At 63.3% G+C, this 16900-nt stretch carries 16 protein-coding genes; 5 read left to right on the top strand and 11 right to left on the bottom strand.

The genetic code is table 11. The features are described from left to right. The first annotated feature begins 82 nt into the window (after nt 1-82). Nucleotides 83-958: a glucose 1-dehydrogenase gene (locus QCE58_RS15380; RefSeq protein WP_175981939.1), complete on the top strand. Its 876-nt coding sequence runs from the start codon at nt 83-85 to the stop codon at nt 956-958. Nucleotides 959-1353: 395 nt separating this feature from the next. Here QCE58_RS15380 and QCE58_RS15375 read toward each other — a convergent pair whose 3' ends face one another. The 6 genes from QCE58_RS15375 to QCE58_RS15350 all read right to left on the bottom strand — a co-directional run bounded on the left by QCE58_RS15375 (nt 1354) and on the right by QCE58_RS15350 (nt 8598). Next, nucleotides 1354-1590: a hypothetical protein gene (locus QCE58_RS15375; RefSeq protein WP_008345957.1), complete on the bottom strand. Its 237-nt coding sequence runs from the start codon at nt 1588-1590 to the stop codon at nt 1354-1356. 26 nt (nt 1591-1616) lie between these two features. Then, entirely contained in the window at nt 1617-2621 is a 1005-nt protein-coding gene (locus QCE58_RS15370; RefSeq protein WP_008345959.1) for a chemotaxis protein CheB, read from the bottom strand. Nucleotides 2622-2671: 50 nt separating this feature from the next. Then, nucleotides 2672-6835, bottom strand: a complete 4164-nt coding sequence (locus QCE58_RS15365; protein ID WP_250522371.1) for a CheR family methyltransferase — start codon at nt 6833-6835, stop codon at nt 2672-2674. 276 nt (nt 6836-7111) lie between these two features. Beyond that, nucleotides 7112-7771, bottom strand: a complete 660-nt coding sequence (locus tag QCE58_RS15360) for a recombinase family protein (protein ID WP_051078960.1) — start codon at nt 7769-7771, stop codon at nt 7112-7114. A 189-nt stretch (nt 7772-7960) separates the two neighbouring features. Further along, complete coding sequence (locus tag QCE58_RS15355; RefSeq protein WP_250522372.1) at nt 7961-8188, bottom strand: hypothetical protein; 228 nt, start codon at nt 8186-8188, stop codon at nt 7961-7963. A gap of 167 nt (nt 8189-8355) precedes the next feature. Next, nucleotides 8356-8598: a DUF6723 family protein gene (locus QCE58_RS15350; protein ID WP_033536913.1), complete on the bottom strand. Its 243-nt coding sequence runs from the start codon at nt 8596-8598 to the stop codon at nt 8356-8358. 268 nt (nt 8599-8866) lie between these two features. Here QCE58_RS15350 and QCE58_RS15345 point away from each other — a divergent pair, with 268 nt between their 5' ends. Continuing rightward, entirely contained in the window at nt 8867-9121 is a 255-nt protein-coding gene (locus QCE58_RS15345) for a hypothetical protein (RefSeq protein ID WP_250441584.1), read from the top strand. A 5-nt stretch (nt 9122-9126) separates the two neighbouring features. Here QCE58_RS15345 and QCE58_RS15340 read toward each other — a convergent pair whose 3' ends face one another. Then, nucleotides 9127-9759, bottom strand: coding sequence for a LysE family translocator (locus tag QCE58_RS15340; RefSeq protein ID WP_239295444.1), 633 nt, complete (start codon nt 9757-9759; stop codon nt 9127-9129). 98 nt (nt 9760-9857) lie between these two features. Then, nucleotides 9858-10604 carry a glucose 1-dehydrogenase gene (locus QCE58_RS15335; protein WP_250522373.1) on the bottom strand — a complete coding sequence of 249 codons (747 nt, stop codon included), beginning with the start codon at nt 10602-10604 and terminating at the stop codon, nt 9858-9860. A 160-nt stretch (nt 10605-10764) separates the two neighbouring features. Between QCE58_RS15335 and QCE58_RS15330 the strand changes: the two genes are divergently transcribed. Further along, nucleotides 10765-11589, top strand: coding sequence for a class I SAM-dependent methyltransferase (locus QCE58_RS15330; protein WP_250522374.1), 825 nt, complete (start codon nt 10765-10767; stop codon nt 11587-11589). Here QCE58_RS15330 and QCE58_RS15325 read toward each other — a convergent pair. From QCE58_RS15325 to QCE58_RS15315, 3 genes are all read right to left on the bottom strand, one after another. Further along, complete coding sequence (locus tag QCE58_RS15325; RefSeq protein ID WP_250522375.1) at nt 11586-13199, bottom strand: FAD-dependent monooxygenase; 1614 nt, start codon at nt 13197-13199, stop codon at nt 11586-11588. The genes QCE58_RS15330 and QCE58_RS15325 overlap by 4 nt on opposite strands. An 88-nt stretch (nt 13200-13287) precedes the next feature. Further along, complete coding sequence (locus QCE58_RS15320) at nt 13288-13575, bottom strand: DUF1634 domain-containing protein (protein ID WP_250520168.1); 288 nt, start codon at nt 13573-13575, stop codon at nt 13288-13290. Next, a complete protein-coding gene (locus QCE58_RS15315; protein WP_309779830.1) occupies nt 13572-14426 on the bottom strand; it encodes a sulfite exporter TauE/SafE family protein in 855 nt (284 codons plus the stop codon). Before QCE58_RS15315 ends, QCE58_RS15320 begins: the two co-directional genes overlap by 4 nt. Before the next feature lie 123 nt (nt 14427-14549). Between QCE58_RS15315 and QCE58_RS15310 the strand changes: the two genes are divergently transcribed. Beyond that, nucleotides 14550-15440 carry an IclR family transcriptional regulator gene (locus QCE58_RS15310; RefSeq protein ID WP_008345979.1) on the top strand — a complete coding sequence of 297 codons (891 nt, stop codon included), beginning with the start codon at nt 14550-14552 and terminating at the stop codon, nt 15438-15440. Nucleotides 15441-16402: 962 nt separating this feature from the next. Next, a partial coding sequence (locus tag QCE58_RS15305; RefSeq protein ID WP_309779827.1) for a phage late control D family protein occupies nt 16403-16900 on the top strand: 498 nt, incomplete at its 3' end.

Raw genomic sequence — 16900 nt, 5'->3', positions numbered from 1 at the left:
GCGCGCAGCGCCGCTCGTACAGGCGCCCTCAGGGAAAGCCGGGCCACGGTCGTTCTTGAAGCGGCAGCGTAAGGAGCACGACATGAGCAATACCACCGATAGCGGATACCCACGCCCGCCGATGCCGGCGCAACAGCAGGACAATCGCCCGGGACTCACCGGCCCGATGGACCCGCCGCCCGATCACGGCGAATCGAGCTACAAGGGCAGCAACCGGCTCGCCGGCAAAGTCGCGCTCATCACGGGCGCGGACAGCGGCATCGGCCGCGCGGTGGCGATCGCCTATGCGCGCGAAGGCGCGGACGTCGCCATCTCCTATCTCAACGAGCATGACGACGCCGAGGAAACGAAGCGCTGGGTCGAGAAAGCCGGACGCCGCGCGCTGCTTCTGCCCGGCGATATCACGGATCGCGAGCATTGCAAGCAGATCGTCGCGAAGACGGCCGAAACGTTCGGGCGCATCGACGTGCTCGTGAACAACGCGGCGTATCAGGCGACTTACGACAAGCTCGAAGACATCAGCGACGACGAATGGGACAAGACCTATTCGACGAATATCGGCGCGATGTTCCGCATCACGAAGGCCGCGCTCGCGCATATGAAAGAAGGCAGTTCGATCGTCAACACGACGTCCGTCAATGCCGATGCGCCGAATCCCGGACTGATCGCGTATGCGAGCACGAAGGGCGCGATCCAGAACTTCACGGGCGGGCTTGCGCAACTGCTGGCCGAGCGCGGCATACGCGCGAACTGCGTGGCGCCGGGGCCGATCTGGACGCCGCTGATTCCATCGACGATGCCGCCTTCGAGCGTCGAGAACTTCGGCAAGCAGGTGCCGATGAAGCGCCCCGGACAGCCTGCGGAACTCGCGGCGCCTTATGTGATGCTGGCATCGGACGAGGCGAGCTACATATCAGGCGCGACCATCGCGGTAACGGGCGGCAAGCCGATTATTTAGCGCGGCCGGGGCACAGCGAATGCTGTTTTGAAAGCATGAAAGGCTTCGCGCAAACCCGCGCGAAGCCAACGACAAGAGCGGGCGATGAGCCCGAACAATCATGCAATCCGACATGTTGAAGCTGGCCCGTGAATCCGGAATGACCGTTCTGCTCGACGGCAGGATCGGACAGCAGGCGTACATGAGCGTCAGCGGATCGGCGGATGCGCTGCAAAAATTCGCTCACGACGTGCACGCTTCGCTATCCAGGGAGCCGCGACGCAAGGCACGCGCGGCACGCTCGCCCAGCCTCAATTCGCTCGTCATGGCGCGTATGCGCGAGTGCATCGCCGCACGCGCGTGTCGCGGCGTCGGCACGCTGCATCGCCGCCGACAGACCCCGCGCGGAGCACGTCCTACGTTAAGATCCCGCTCTTCCACTGCGCGATGCGAGCGACAATGAGCGAGCGATGCTGCATCATGGCCGTCAGCGTGTCTTCGAGCGTGCTGAGCAGCCTGACCGCATCCGTCGTGTCGTGTCCGCCGGAGCGCAGTTGCTCGATGATCTTGCGCTGACGCTCGATGCGTTCCTTGCCTTCGTTGATATCGCGATCAGCCTGGACAAGCGCCAGGCTCTCCGCTTCGAGATCCATTCGATCCTCCGTTTCCCGTCAGTTCGTCAGTTCGCGGATGAAGATGCTGTCTGCACCGCTTCGCGCAACAATTCGACGAGACGTTCCGCTTCGTCGATGCGCGCCTGCTCGATTTTTATCTGATCTTCATTGCCCGACCGCTCCGCCCAGCGCTGCCGCTCTTTCGCGAAGATGACGCGCTCGTGCACCGCGCGCATGGCCGACCAGATCGCCGTCTCCGAACGCGCTTCGATGCCCTCCTCCAGCGACAGCCCGGTGAACGCATGTCCGGTATGGCAGCGATAGCGCATCGGATGATCGTCCTTGATGCGCCACAGCGCGCCGCCGCAATCGGGACATGTCAGCGCCGACCGCTCGCCGACTTCGTCGAGCGAATCGATATCCGACAGGCGGCTGGCTGCGAGGCGAGCCTCTTTCTCGAACACGTTCTTGTTCATCTGCGCTCCCTCGGAAGCTTCGTCGGACGACATCCCGTGCACCGCCGCCTGAATGCACCGCGAGAGTTCGCGCTCGACACACAGCAAGTCGGCGCCGCACGATTCGAGTGCGGCACGCGGCATGCTCGGCGCTTCGCAATCGTCCGGATTCTGCACGATGGCGAAACCGCGTTGGGCGCGGATGTTGGCGAGACCGGCAGCGCCATCGTCGAGATCGCCGCTCATCACGACGCCGACGACACGCGCCCCGTATTCCATCGCGGCACTGCGAAACAGCGGATCGGCGGCGGGCCGCGAGAAGTTTTCCTTCGCACCCTCGCTGAGCCACACGCGCCCTTTCGACAACACGAGATGCCGGTCCGGCGGCGCTACGCGGATGGTTCCATGTTCGACCTTTTCGCCATGCGTTGCATAACGCGCGATCAACCGTCCCCAACTCGTGAGCAGGTCCGGCAGCATGCTGGCGTGACGGCCGATATGCAGCACGACGAACACCGCAGCCGGAAGATCGGCGGGAAGCGCGCTAACGAGCGCCCTGAGTCCCTGAAAACCGCCTCTCGATGCACCGATCACCACGATGTCCCGTTCAGCCATAGCGCCTCCTGTCTGATCTGGGAAGCAATCGGCGGACCGGGGCCGGTGCTTCAGCCGCCGCGCTCCTTCTCGCGCCCCGGCTCGAGCAATACATCGAGTGTATGAAGCAGCTCCGAAAAATCAACCGGCTTGGTCAGATGCGCGTCGAAGCCCGCCTGACGCGCCGCGCGTTTATCCTCGTCGCGGCCGAACCCCGTCAGGGCGATCGCCTTCACATCCGCGAGCGTCGCGTCTGCGCGCACGCGCCTGATGAACGTGTAGCCGTCGATGCCGGGCAACTGGATATCCGATATCACCGCATCCACGGAACCCTTGCCGAGCAGTTCGAGACCCTGCTCGGCGCTCGATGCGATCTGCACCGACGCCTGCTCGAGCTCGAGCAGCGCGGCGAACGATGCGGTCGCTTCGACGTCGTTGTCGACGAGCAAAAGGCGCGCGCCGCTGACGGGCCGCGCGCGGTCCTCGCTGCGCGGCGGCACGGCCTGTTGCGTCGCGGCGGCGGGCAGCCAGACCGAGACCGTCGTGCCGCGGCCGAGGCCATCGGAACGCGCCTCGATGCGCCCGCCGTGCATGTCGACGAGCTGCTTCGCGAGTGCAAGGCCGATGCCGAGCCCGGACGATGTCGGATTGCGCCCGCCTTGCCGGTACATGTCGAAGATATGCGGCAGAGCGGACGCCTCGATGCCCTGCCCGGTATCCACGACATCGATACGCACCATGCCGCCGTCGCGCGCGATCCGCAGATCGACGGAACCGCCGCGATCCGTGAACTTCAGCGCATTGGAAACGAGGTTCCAGAGAATCTGCTCGCAACGCACAGAATCGGCGAATGCGTAGATCGGCTCCGCGCGATTGCTCGCGAGCAGCGCGATTCCACGTTGCACGGCTTCCGTTTCGGCGACATCCGCGATGCGCGCGAGTACGCCCGCGACATCCACCGGCGCGATGCTCAGCGCGAGCTTGCCGGTGCGAACGCGCGAAAGATCCAGCAGATCGTCGATGATCTGCGCCTGCCCGCGCACCGCGCGGCGGATCGAATCGGCGGTTTCCTGCACCACTTCGATACCGCGCGTTTCCGGCAGGCGCGGCAGGATTTCCGCCTTCATGCCGATGAGATTCAGCGGATGCTTGAGTTCGTGCGACAGCATCGCGATGAAGTCGTCCTTCAACTGGTTCGACAGCGACGCCTTCTCGCGCTCGGCGTGCTCGTGCGCGAGCGCTTCGCGGTTGGCGTCCTCGCGCATCTTGCGCTCGGTCAGATCGCGCGCGATCTTCGCGTAACCCGTGAACGACGGATCGGAGATCGGCGTCACCACGCCGCTGCAATACACGCGGCGTTCGTCGCGCGTGATGTGCCAGCGTTCGTCGTCGGCGCGTCCGTCGCGTTCCGCGAGTTCGCGCTCGTTCGCCGGCACGTTCGCCGCGCGGTCTTCGGGCGAGTAGATGAGCGAGATGTTCCTCCCGACGACTTCCTTCTCCGAGAAGCCGAAGATGCGCTCCGCGCCCGCGTTCCAGGTGACGATCGTGCCGTTCGGATCCTGCACGATGATCGCGTAGTCGGCGGTCGATTGCGCGACGAGCCGCAGACGCTCTTCGCCGATGCGCGCCGTCTCTTCGGCCACATGCCGCGCCGTGACGTCGATGAGCGTGAGCACCGCGCCGTCGATGCGGTCATCGGCCGTGCGGTACGGCAAGAGGCGCATCAGATACCATTTGCCGTCGTGGCTCTCGACTTCGCGCTCGATGAGCTTGAGCGTATCGAAAGCCTGCTTCACGTCGTCCGCGAGCGAGGAATAGCGCAGCGAATGCGTGATGTCGAAGAGCGAGCGGCCGATATCGACGTCGATCAGCTTGAACACGCGCGTCGCGCTCGTCGTAAAGCGCTTGACGCGAATCTGCTTGTCGACGAACACCGTGGCGATTTCCGTCGCCGCGATGATGTTCTGCAGGTCGTCGTTCGCCTTCGCCGTGTCCTCGACGCGCGCCTGCAATTCGGCGTTGACCGTGGTCAGTTCCTCGTTCACCGATTGCAGTTCTTCCTTGCTGCTTTCGAGCTCTTCGGTCGCCGAGCGCAGCTCTTCGTTGATCGCCTGCAATTCCTCGTTCGACGCCTTCAGTTCCTCGACGGTCGTCTCATGCTGCTCGATCGTCGTCGCGAGTTGCTCGCGCGTGTGCTGCAGTTCGCGTTCCAGTTGCAACAAGAGCGGATCCTGGCCGCGTTGCTCGGGCAGTCCTTCGTCGGCCATGTGCTCTTGCACCTCGTCGAACAATACGAGGAAAAAGTCGGCGTTCACGCCGGTGTCATGAAATGGACGCACCGTCATGTTGACCCAGACGGCGCGGCCGTCCTGAGTCAGCTTGACGCGCCGCGCCTCGACGCTGCCGCCCGTCTGATGCGCGCGAAAGAGCGTCGTGCGCAGGTCGAGCCGCAACTCGGGCAGCACGAGCGCCATGATGTTCGAGGACAATTCGCCGCCGCCGTGCCGCAGGAATCGCCCGGCCGTCGTGGACAGATGCACGATGTTCGAATCGCGATCGACAACGACGCTAGGCGGCGCATATTCTTCCAGCACGCGCTGATGCAGCGCCGCGAAGGAGAAGCTGCGGCGCTCCGGCGTTTCGGGCCCGGCGGCCATGCTCACCGGCGCGGCGGTCGTCATCAGCTCTTCGCGCGGCCCGATGTTCGTGGGGCCGAGCGAAGGAAACGAGACCGGCGGCTTCACGCGGTTCAGCACGGTGCGCGCGCGATAGATGCGGCTCTTCTTGTCCACGATGGTGAAAAGATCGTCGGCGGTATCGGCGGATTCGGCCGTGCCGAGAAAGAGATAACCGCCCGCCCGCAGCGCGAAGTGAAAGAGCTCGAGCACTTGCCGCTGCACCGCGCGATCGAGATAGATCAGCACGTTGCGGCAGGAGATCAGATCGAGATGCGAAAACGGCGGATCGCGCAGCAGGCTGTGCGCGGCGAACAGAATGCGCTCGCGCACCGATTTGACGATCTGGTAGCGTCCGCCTTCGTGCTTGAAATAGCGGCGCAGAAGCTCAGACGGGATATCGGTCGCGATCGAGCCGAGATAGGAGCCGCTGCGCGCCTGCGCGATGGCGGGCTCGTCGATATCGGTGGCGAAGATCTGATAGGTCGCCTCGAAACCGGCGGTTTCGCGCGCCTGCGCGAGCATGATCGCGAGCGAATAGGCTTCCTCGCCGGTCGAGCAGCCGGGCACCCACACGCGTATCTGCGACTCGCCCTTGGTCGCGTCGAGCAACTGCGGCACGACATCGCGCCGCAGCGCGTCGAACGCCTCGCGATCGCGAAAGAACTGCGTCACGCCGATCAGCATGTCGGCGAGCAGCGACGTGGTCTCGTCCGGATTCGAGCGCAGATGATCGCGGTATGCGCCGATATCGCGCAGCCCGTTCACCTGCATGCGCCGCTCGATGCGCCGCAGGATGGTCGCGCGCTTGTAATGACGGAAATCGTGTCCGGTGCGAACGCGCAGCTGCATGAGGATATCGCCCAGCGCGCGCTCGGCGCTGCCCGCCGTGGGCGGCGTTTCCTTCTCGGCCGCTTCGTTGGCCTCGGCGATCGGCAGGTGGATTTTCTTGGCGTTGTTCCAGAGATCCAGCAGCTTCTCGGGCATCTCCGCCGCCGGCAGGATGAAATCGACCTGGCGCGTGGTGATCGCGTGTTGCGGCATTTCGGCGAAATGCGCGTCTTCCGGTTTCTGCGCGACGGTGATGCCGCCCATCTCCTTGATGCGCGAGAGTCCCGCCGCGCCATCGGAGCCCGAGCCGGACATCACGATGCCGATCGAACGCGTGCCGTGCGCCGACGCGAGCGTGGCGAAGAAGTGGTCGATGGTCGTGGGCGCGCCGTTGGCCGCGCGATCCACCGCACGAAGATGACCCTCCGACATTTCCAGATGCTTGTCGGGCGCGTTGATATAGATATGATTCTTCTCGATGGCCGTGGTCGCGGAGACCTGCATGACCGGCATGTCCGTCACGCGTTGCAGGACTTCATCGGCGCGGCTCAGGCGATCCGCCGGCAAATGCACGATGACCACGAACGCCATGTCCATTTCGGCCGGCGCGTTATCGAAGAAATTGAGCAATGCTTCGATGCCGCCCGCGGACGCGCCCATGCCAACTACGGCGAAAGGCAAGGGTTCGAAGTTCTCGGATGCCGCCGCCTTCGATCGACTGCTGGTCATGTCTCCGAATCCTCCGGGTTCATCCCTTGTTTCCGATCACCGCGCATATTGTTTGAGTTCACTCGTGAGCCATGTCGTTGTAATGAAAACGCGGCGCGGGACGCGCGTCGCGCCTCTTGAGGCATCGATTGTAGTGTACGCAACGCGACCATTCGGCGCGCGGGTTTCAATTCGACGCGTTTGGCACGCGTCGTCAGACATGGAAGCATAAAACCGGCCGCTGCGTCAGGACACGCAGGGAGAGAAACGTCGCCCGGAGACGAACCGTGCGTCGCGCTACTTCGCGTCGTTGGCGGCGAGCGGCTCGGGTCCGTCCGGAGCCTCGATGACCGCGTGCACCGCGCGCTCTTGCGGCGGAGCGGCGTGCGCGTTGCGCAAGCGCATGATGGTCTGCCGCGACGTGTTGAGCGAGCGGGCGATCTCGGTCACGGTGAGGCCGGCGTCGAGACCGAGCATCGCCTGACGTTGCTGCGCTTCAGAAAGCGAACTCGGGCGGCCCTGCGCGACGCCACGCTCCTTGGCGGCGCTTGCAGCCTCGCGCGCGCGGCTGCGGCGCGTGACGCGCTCGAGCTCTTCCGCGAGCCGCAGCGTCTCGACGAACGCGAGACCTTCCTTCGAGCACAGATCGCTCTTGCCGTACGCGAGACAGATCGTGGCGATGCCGCGCCGCTCCAGCAGGCCGATCGTCGCGACGACGTCCTGCACGCTGTTGCCGAGACACCAGAGTCTCGTCGTGATCATCGTGTCGCCCGCCTGCAGCCGTCGCAACGCGCGCTGGAACGCGGGGCGCGCAGCCGCGGCGATCGTGCAGCTGCAGCGCTCGACGAAGACCGCGCTCATATCGACGAGAAAACCCGCGGAGTCTATCTCCAGCAAGTCGCGCTCGTGGGTCGGTACACCTCTGCTTTCCTCGAAAACGTATACGACGGTTGCCATCGGTTCGGCCTTTTTCCGGTGCAAAGATCGTGCGCGAGCCATAACGGACAGACGCACGGATGCCTGCAGTATGACAGTCCGAAACGCGCGTTCAAGGTACGAAACCCGTTATTTTCGGACTTTCGGACGCAGTCGAAGGAACGAGCGGGATCCCGCTCGACTTGTTTCGAAACGATGCGAACGATCGTTTCAGGCGGCGGCTGCCGAATGCCACAGACGGCGGTCCACCTCGTCCTTGCCCGTGACGAGCGCGAACGCACGGGCTTCCTCGACGGACGCGAAATGTCCAAGCACGCCCGTCGCGCGCTGGAGCCCTCCGGTGTCGGAGATGATCGTCATCGCGGCGTAGAGACCGCCGTCGAATGCGGCCATCGGCATGATGACGAAGCCGCGATAGGTGACCTGAGGCTGGTTCATGGCGTGCCCTCTCTCTTTATCTAATGACCGTCCCTTGCTCTTTCGGGCAGTGTGAATGCCCGTAGGCTGTGCGCAGATTGTCCATCAGAAGAATGAGCCGACGATCAGGGGAAACCATAATCAAATATCGTACGAAAGCAATCCCTTTAGGCGGCACGACCGTACGTTCACAACTCCGGGCGCGCCAGGTCGGCCTTCACGAGCTCGTCGCCTCGGTCGAGCGCGGCGGCGACCGCGGCCGCCTTCGACGGAAACGGACCGATGCTGTCGGCGCCGTCGAATGGAAACAGCAGCTTGCCGTCGGTTTTGCGCACGACCTTGAGCGTGCCGAAAAAACCGCTTGCGCTGCTGCCCCGGTACGAGGCGTAAATTTGAAAGTCGTCCTCGCTGGTTCCGGGCGTAGGCGTCATCGTGCGCGTCGGATACAGGACCAGCTTAGGGCGTCGGCCGCTCGATTGATTCACTGGAATCACCGCTTCTCATGTCGATGATTCATTGTGGGACACCGCACATGCGCTCATCGTGTACTTAACGCATCCCTTCGCGCCGCTGTTGCGAAGGGGGTCGACGGCATGTCCATTGCTGCATGCCAAGACCCGAAAACCGGGCGACTTGCGCATAAACCGCGCGAAGTCCCAATGCCCGAGACCGATAACAAGAACGATGAAGGAAGCGCAAATGCGGGCCACCATCCTCTCCCACGAAGTACCGTCGGAAGTATCGTCCGTGGAGGTGCATCGCTTCAGCTTCAGGATCGACGACGAGCCGTCGCGACCCATGACCGAATTCATATCGCTGCGCACGGCGCGCGTGCTCGTGCAGCACTTCGAGGATGGCAACGCGTTCATCCGGATGCTGCGGGCGATCGTCGCCGCGCGTCGCGACGAATACGACGACCTGCTCGGACGCGTGTATACGGATCAACCCGGCTGAAAGGATCAGCGGCGCGCTTCGGTCGCCATTCTCAACGCGAGGCCGGCGAGCACCGTGCCCATCAGCCAGCGTTGGATCAGCAGCCATGCGGGCTTGCGCGCGAGAAAGAGCGCGATGGTTCCGGCGGTCATCGCGACGATCGAATTGACGGTGATGCTGAGGATGATCTGCACGACGCCGAGCACGAGCGACTGGCCGAGCACGCCGCCGTGCGAAGGATCGATGAACTGCGGCAACAGCGACAGATACAGCACCGCGATCTTCGGATTCAGCAGGTTGGTGACGAAGCCCATCGTGAAGAGCTTGCGCGGGCTGTCGATCGGCAGATCGCGCACCTGAAACGGCGAGCGTCCGCCGGGCTTCACGGCCTGCCACGCGAGATAGAGCAGATAGAGCGCGCCGCCGAAGCGCAACGCGTCATAGGCGAACGGGATTGCGATGAGGAGCGCGGTGATGCCGAACGCCGCGAATAACATGTAGACCACGAAGCCGAGCGCGACGCCGCCGAGCGAGATGAGTCCTGCGCTACGGCCCTGACAGATCGAGCGCGAGATCAGATAGACCATGTTCGGCCCTGGCGTGAGCGCCATGCCGAGCGCGACCAGGGCGAAAGCGAACAGTTGCGGCGTATGAGGCATCGACGGACTCCGGCGGAAATAATGTCGATGCATTCTCCCGCGCGGTTTTCAACGACGCCAGATACGGAACCGGCGTCGCCCGTCTATACACTTCCTGTTTAACGCATGCCGCCGCTTGCAATGAGACTTTCGCCGGTCATCCAGCGCGCGTCGTCGGATGCGAGGAACACCGCGATCGATGCGATATCGTCCGGCTGACCGAGACGTCCGAGCGGCGTTTGCGCGAGCGCGGCCTTGTCGAAGTCGGAATCGATGATGCCCGCGCTATGCGTGCCTTCGGTCACGACGACACCCGGATTGATCGAGTTCACGCGAATCTTGCGCGCGCCCAGCTCGCGTGCGAGCACGCCCGTGATCGCATCGACGGCGCCTTTGGTGCCGCTGTAGACCGCGCTCGTCGGCGGCGTGATACGCGTCACGACCGAACTCACGTTGATGATGCTCGCGCCTTCGCCGAGGTGTTTCGCGGCGGCTTGCGTCGTCAGCAGCGTGCCGAGCACGTTGATGTTGAACTGTCTATGAAAGTGCTCTTCGGTGATCTCTTCGAGCGCGGCGAATTCATAGACGCCCGAGTTGTTCACGAGGATATCGAGGCGTCCGTAGGTCTCGATCGCCGCATTCACGATGCCCTGCGCATCGGCCGCTTTCGACACGTCGCCGCCCACGGCGATCGCCTTGCCGTTCGATATCGTGATCTCCGCGACGACTGCATCCGCGCCCGCCTTGCTGCTCGCATAATTGACGACGACCGACGCGCCTTCTGCCGCGAGCGCCTTTGCAATCCCGGCTCCGATACCTTTCGATGCGCCCGTGACGACCGCGACCTTGCCTGCGAGTTTGCTCATGATGGAATCCTTGAAGAGGTTATTTAATGCCCGGATGCGCCGTTGCGTTTTGCAAGAGCGGCGCGACAGGATGAAATGTAGCCATCTCCGCCAAGGCGATAAAGCAGCGTAGAGTGAAAAGAGTTGAGGCCTCACGCGAATAATCGATCGGAGACGGCGCATGAATACGACTATGCCTCGCACGGACGTTCAGTTCGCCGGTCAGATTCCCGAGCTTTACGAGCGGCTTCTCGTGCCGATGCTCTTTGCGCCCTACGCCGAAGATCTTGCAGCGCGCGCGGCGGCGCTCGCTCCATCGCGCGTGCTGGAAACGGCAGCGGGCACCGGCGCCGTCACGCGCGCGATGGCGCTTGCATTGCCCGCTCATGTCGATATCGTCGCGACCGATTTGAATCAGGCGATGCTCGATCGCGCCGCGACGACGCCCATCGGACGCACCGTGACATGGCGGCAGGCGAACGCGTTGCAGTTGCCTTTCGACGATGCAAGCTTCGATATCGTCGTCTGTCAGTTCGGCGCGATGTTCTTTCCCGACAAGCCCGCGGCTTTCGCAGAAGCGCGTCGCGTGCTGCGGCCGGGCGGCGCGCTGCTCTTTAACATATGGGATCGCATCGGAGAGAACACGTTTGCCAATACGATCACCGATGCACTCGGCCATCTCTTTCCCGATGATCCGCCGCTTTTCATGAAGCGCACGCCGCACGGCTACTTCGATCGCGGAGCGATTTCACGCGATCTCGCATCGGCGGGCTTCGACGCGATGCCGCGTTTCGAAACCGTCACGCGACGCAGCCGCGCATCGTCGGCGCAAGAGGTCGCGCTCGCCTATTGCCAAGGCACACCGTTGCGCAACGAGATCGAATCGCGTGCGGGCGCGAGTCTGGACGAAGCGACATCGATATGCGCGCAAGCCATCGCCGCGCGCTTCGGCTCCGACTATCCCGACGGGAAGATTCAGGCGCACGTCATCGAAATCCGGCGCTAACCGAGCACGCGTCCGAGCCATGCAATCAACGCATCCGGCGAGCAACGCGCGCTTCTATAACCGATATGTCCGTCCGGCCGCACGACCCACGCCATGCCGTTCTTCGCGCCGAAGGCATCGGCGAATTCGCGCGCTTCGTCGCTCAACGTCCGATACGCTTCACACGCAGGCACGAACGACGCCGCCTTCGCAACGTCCGGCGACACGATCAGCACCGCGCTCGCCGCCGTGCCGAGTGCGGCGCGCCATGCTTCGACCGTTGCAGCGAACGCGGCGACGCGTGCGCCATCGGCATCGTCATCGATATAGCCGATGAGCGTGTGACGTCCGCGTCCGAGATGATCGTGCAAGCGCTGCGCATGACCGATGAACGCCTCCACGAGACCGCCGGCTTGCGGTGCACGATCCCCGGGCGCGGGCAATTCGGGCGTCATGTCGATGGTTTCGTCTGCAACTATCGAGCTGCTGCCGCGATAACTCACCAGCAATTGCGTCTCGCGCATCGCGGGCTTGATCTCGCCGTGCGCGAGAACCGTGTTCAGCGCGCGGCTCGTCGATTCGACGACATCGAGCCCGACTGGCCGCCGCTCCGCTTCGTAACTGTCGAGCAGCGTCTGACTCGCGAGACCGCGCGACGCGAGCGTGAGTTTCCACGCGAGATTGTGGACGTCCTGCAAGCCCGTGTTCATGCCCTGCCCGCCGACGGGCGGATGAATATGCGCCGCATCGCCTGCGAGAAACACGCGGCCGCGCGAATACTGCTGCGCGATCCGGTGACTCACGCGATACACCGACGACCAGCGCATCGACGAAAGCCGCGTGCCCTTCGGCAGGACCGGCAGCATGATGCGCTCGATCTCGTCGAAAGCGGGCGTGGCGTTCGGCGCGTGTCTGGCGGCATCGTCGGGAAGCAGGACCATCGACAGACGATAGCGACGCACCGAACCGCGCACCGGCAACGCGGCGAGCGTCGTCGATGCGGCCCTGTCCTCACCCGACACATTGAAGCGATACATCCTTCCGCGCGGCAGATTCCAGTCGACATCGACATCGGCGAGCATGAAGGTCTGCGGATACTGATCTCCTTCGAACGCGACGTTCAGATGACGACGCACCGTGCTGCGCGCGCCGTCGCAGCCGACGAGCCAGCGGCATCGAACCGTGCGGCTCTCGCCACATGCGTCCTGTACGCATGCGTCGATGGCATCGGCCGATTCGCTGAAATCGATGAGCGTCGCCCCGTATTCGACGTGCCCGCCGTTGCGCGCGAGCGCCGCTTCGAGAATGCGTTCCGTCTCGAACTGCGCGAGCGAGAGCGCGCCGTACGGCAGCCCGGCGCGCGGCACTTCGGCGCTGAACGCGGGCGCGCCGTCCTGATACGTGTCGGCGCCGGTCAGCCACACGCCCGCATCGATCGCGTCGCGCGCGATGCCGATATCCTCGAAAATCTCAAGCGTGCGCGCCGTGACGCCCAGCGCCTTCACGAAAAACGCGCGCTCGTCGTGTGCATCGATGATGCGCACGTTCACGCCATCGCGGCGCAGTTCGGCAGCCAGCATGAGGCCGACGGGCCCCGCACCGGCGATCAGCACATCGGTCGAATCGAACATGATGCGTGTTTCTCCTGAGGAAACCGGCGAATGTCATCGACTGCCGTCAGGGAGAATAACCGCGAATGCGCGCTCGTGGCGATGTGCATCACCCGGCGAGCGGCCCGAGACGCATGCCGATCGCGCAGCCCGCCGCGATCACGAGAAGCACGGTCGCGGCGATCGTCGCGTAGAGGAAATCGCGTTGCCGCGCGAACACGGCGAGCATCAGCACGACGCGCAGCACCGGCAGCAAGATGAAGAGCGCGACGCCCGCCGTCAGAAGTTTCGTGCCGGCGAAGAGACCCGCGCCGATCAGCGCGCACGCGGCCCATGTGCCGCACTGCAGAAAACCGGCGAGCAGGCGATCGAGCGTTTTCGGCGTGAGGTCTTTCATCGCAGCAGATCGATACCGATGCCTTGCATGAACATCTGACAGGCGACGAGCAGCAGCATCGACAGAAACAGCAGGCGCAGGCGCTCGCCGCGCACTTTCATCAGCACGCGCGCGCCCGCGATCGCGCCGATCACCGAGCCGAGCGCGACCGGTCCCGCGATCGCGCTCACGATCTCCCCGCGCAGAAAATACGCGCTCGCGCTCGCGGCGGCCGTGACGCCGATCATGAAGTTCGACGTCGCCGTCGATACCTTGATCGGCAGACGCAATGCGTTGTCCATCGCCGGAATCTTCAGGATGCCGCTGCCGATGCCGAGCAGCGCGGAAACGAGTCCTGCCGCGTACATCAACGTGAGGCCGACGGGCACGCGGCGCACTTCGTAAGGGATGTCGCGACGCAAGGTTCTGTCGGGATAGCTGGAATGAAGGCCGAGCGCGGCGGCGAGTCCGTTCGATGGAATCGGCCTCGACGTGCCCGCCGGATCTTCGCGGCGGGTGAACATCTGCCACGCCGACACCAGCAGCACGCCCGCGAAGAGGAAATCGAGCGCGGCCACCGGTACGACGCCCGCGACGAACACGCCCGTCAGCGCGCCGAGCGTCGTGCCGGTTTCGAGTACGACGGCGAGCCGCACGTTCGTCAGACCGCCGCGCAGAAACGCGGCTGCGCCGCCGCAGGAACACGCGATCACCGACACGATGCTCGTGCCGATGGCGGCGTGCATGTCGATATGGAAGAACATCGTCAGGATGGGCACGATGAACAGGCCGCTCGCCATGCCCAGCATGCCGCCCGCCGCGCTCGCGCCAAGGCCCGTGCAAAAGAGCCAGAATGTGGCTTCGAAGCTCATCGTCAAAGCATCGGTGAGGTATCGCCAAGGAATCAATATAACATGTTATGACGAGCGGCAAAAGCCGACGATGCGTGGTCTCGCGCTATGATTGCCCATTGCACGACGACAACGACAGCCAACATGGCCCGACGAAGCAAACAGGAAGACATTCAGGCGGAGACTCTCGACACGACGGATGAGGACGCGTCATCTGGCGGCGGTTCCAGCTATCTCGTGCCGGGCCTCGAACGCGGCTTGCGCATCCTCGCCGAATTCTCGGCGCGCGAGCCGGTGCTGGCCGCGCCGGAGCTCTCGCGGCGCATCGGCATTCCGCGCACGACGACGTTCCGTCTGCTGCAAACGCTCGAAGCGCTGGGCTTTCTCGAACGCGTGAACGGCGATCGTAGTTTCCGGCTCGGCGTCGCCGTGCTGCGGCTTGGGTTTGAGTACGTCAACTCGCTGGAGCTGACCGATTTCGGCACGCCGATTCTCGAACGTCTGCGCGATGCGACCGGACTTTCGACGCATCTGCTGATCCGCGATCAGCGCGATGTCGTGTTCGTCGCGAAAGCGCAGAGTCATGAGCCGCTGTTCAGCTCGGTGAAGGTGCATGTCGGTACGCGTCTTCCTGCTCATGCGACCGTGCATGGTCATGTGCTGATGGGCGATTTGTCGATGGCCGCGCTGAAGGCGCTTTATCCCGAGGCTCAACTGGAGAAGTATACGGAGCGGACGCCCGCGACTATCGAGGAGCTTTACGAACGCGTGGAAGAATGTGCTTCGCTCGGGTATGGGCTCAGTGAAGCATCGTTCGAGCGGGGGATTTCGGTCGTTACTGCGCCCGTACGGGATCATTCCGGCGCGATCGTCGCGGCGGTGGCGGCGACCGTGCCGCGGTCGGATATCGGCGCCGATGATGAGAAAGCGCGGCTTGTCGCGAAGGTATGTGGCGCTGCGGTCGAGCTTTCCATGCGGCTGAATTATCGGCCTTCTGAGGGGGATCGTACTGTGGGGCGCGCTGCGAGTGCTTGAGGTTTTCTCTCGCCGGATCCCGTTTTCTTTTTGGTCTATTAGCACTGCCCCTGTGCGGGGCGGCGGTCACTTTCTTTGCTGCAAAGAAAGTAAGTTTTCTTGTCTACGAGTTTAATATTAAAAGAATTTCTCGACCGTCGAATACCGCGAGCGTACACATTGCTAGACACTAGGAGTGTCGAGCAAAGACGCCGCATCGACGCTTTCGCGCATTCCGCCAAGTTCGGTCCTGAGACAAGCCGCGCTTGTTACGTCGCGCATTTCATAGACGCTGTCTTCATGGTTGCGCATTATGTCGACGGTTCTTTGAAGCGTGCGAAATAGCAGTCGCATGGCAGCGATACGTGGATCGAGTGTAGAAGGCTCGGAATACGCTGAGGAAGGTTGTCGCCGTGAGGATGCGTGTGAGACTGCCGATTGTTTTTGATGTAGCACCGGTCTAGCTCCTGTTTTGGACAAACCCAGAGCCGGCCCCTGTCTCTCAGTTGAGGGGGTGGGAACAATGACAGGGTTGGAAGACCGGGACGCTACACCATTGCCAGCAACCCTCGCGGGTTCTCTGCCACGTCCCGCTCTTAGGCCCGACAAAGCATCGAGCGCCGTTGGTCAGATGGCGCACGTGGTCTAGCTGCGCTCCATGTCGAAAGAGCGCGACGAACGTCAGCCCGCATTGCGCGGGCTCACGGGTGCAGAGTGTCTTCAAAACCGCCGAGTCCTGGCTGGCGCTACCACGCGCCAGCGATGTAATTATGCGTCGCACCTGCGCGAAATCATTTTAAGAGAAATCCGACCTTGTATTGCTGCTTCTTGGCAGTGTCTTTGGCCTAAGGGTTTTTTTTGCTTCCTCTCGAAATAATTCCCGCCTACGTTTCGCCGGTCGTGCGCTGAATCCGTATGCGCCCGATTAGATAGGAATGTTTATCAGGCCATGGCCTGACAGCATCTCGATGCAGGGAATCCGAATGGAAGCACAAACAAAGCGATCCACCGCGCTCGCGCGCTGGATCACGGGCAGGCAGAACTACTATCTCAAGGTGCGAGGCGCACCGCCGAGCGATGGCCTCTCGATCATCTCCGTCAAGGCGATCGAACGGCTAGGCAGTCCGTATCACATCACGCTTGAACTGACCGCCAATGTGGAACTGGCGCGCGCCGACTATCTCGGGCACAACGCGACGTTCAGCATCGAGCCGTTACCCGGCGACGGCGCGCCGCGCGAGTGGAACGGCAACATCACGCGCTTTACGCGAACTCGCAAGACGCGCGACTTCTGCGCGTATCGCGTCGTCGTCGAATCGCCGCTTGCGCGTTTGCGCATCACCAAGCGCTCGCGCATCTATCAGAACAAGACCGTGCCCGAGATCATCGAGGCGATCTTGCGCGATCACGATTTCCTCACGCATCAGTTCGCGTTCAAGCTGCGGCGCAAGTTTCCGAAGCTCGTCTTTCACATGCAGCAC

Origin of the sequence: Caballeronia sp. LZ028 (genome assembly GCF_031451415.1) — a bacterium.
Taxonomy (GTDB): Bacteria; Pseudomonadota; Gammaproteobacteria; order Burkholderiales; family Burkholderiaceae; genus Caballeronia; species Caballeronia zhejiangensis.
This window is presented reverse-complemented; position numbering and strand designations above follow the sequence as displayed.

Bases quoted from the DNA above. Each gene is read 5' to 3' on its own strand.
- QCE58_RS15330 (WP_250522374.1), top strand. From the start codon at position 10,765: ATGAATACGACTATGCCTCGCACGGACGTTCAGTTCGCCGGTCAGATT.
- QCE58_RS15370 (WP_008345959.1), bottom strand. From the start codon at position 2,621: ATGGCTGAACGGGACATCGTGGTGATCGGTGCATCGAGAGGCGGTTTT.
- QCE58_RS15320 (WP_250520168.1), bottom strand. From the start codon at position 13,575: ATGAAAGACCTCACGCCGAAAACGCTCGATCGCCTGCTCGCCGGTTTT.
- QCE58_RS15340 (WP_239295444.1), bottom strand. From the start codon at position 9,759: ATGCCTCATACGCCGCAACTGTTCGCTTTCGCCCTGGTCGCGCTCGGC.
- QCE58_RS15345 (WP_250441584.1), top strand. From the start codon at position 8,867: ATGCGGGCCACCATCCTCTCCCACGAAGTACCGTCGGAAGTATCGTCC.
- QCE58_RS15375 (WP_008345957.1), bottom strand. From the start codon at position 1,590: ATGGATCTCGAAGCGGAGAGCCTGGCGCTTGTCCAGGCTGATCGCGAT.
- QCE58_RS15315 (WP_309779830.1), bottom strand. From the start codon at position 14,426: ATGAGCTTCGAAGCCACATTCTGGCTCTTTTGCACGGGCCTTGGCGCG.
- QCE58_RS15360 (WP_051078960.1), bottom strand. From the start codon at position 7,771: ATGGCAACCGTCGTATACGTTTTCGAGGAAAGCAGAGGTGTACCGACC.
- QCE58_RS15325 (WP_250522375.1), bottom strand. From the start codon at position 13,199: ATGTTCGATTCGACCGATGTGCTGATCGCCGGTGCGGGGCCCGTCGGC.
- QCE58_RS15365 (WP_250522371.1), bottom strand. From the start codon at position 6,835: ATGACCAGCAGTCGATCGAAGGCGGCGGCATCCGAGAACTTCGAACCC.
- QCE58_RS15355 (WP_250522372.1), bottom strand. From the start codon at position 8,188: ATGAACCAGCCTCAGGTCACCTATCGCGGCTTCGTCATCATGCCGATG.
- QCE58_RS15335 (WP_250522373.1), bottom strand. From the start codon at position 10,604: ATGAGCAAACTCGCAGGCAAGGTCGCGGTCGTCACGGGCGCATCGAAA.
- QCE58_RS15310 (WP_008345979.1), top strand. From the start codon at position 14,550: ATGGCCCGACGAAGCAAACAGGAAGACATTCAGGCGGAGACTCTCGAC.
- QCE58_RS15350 (WP_033536913.1), bottom strand. From the start codon at position 8,598: ATGACGCCTACGCCCGGAACCAGCGAGGACGACTTTCAAATTTACGCC.
- QCE58_RS15380 (WP_175981939.1), top strand. From the start codon at position 83: ATGAGCAATACCACCGATAGCGGATACCCACGCCCGCCGATGCCGGCG.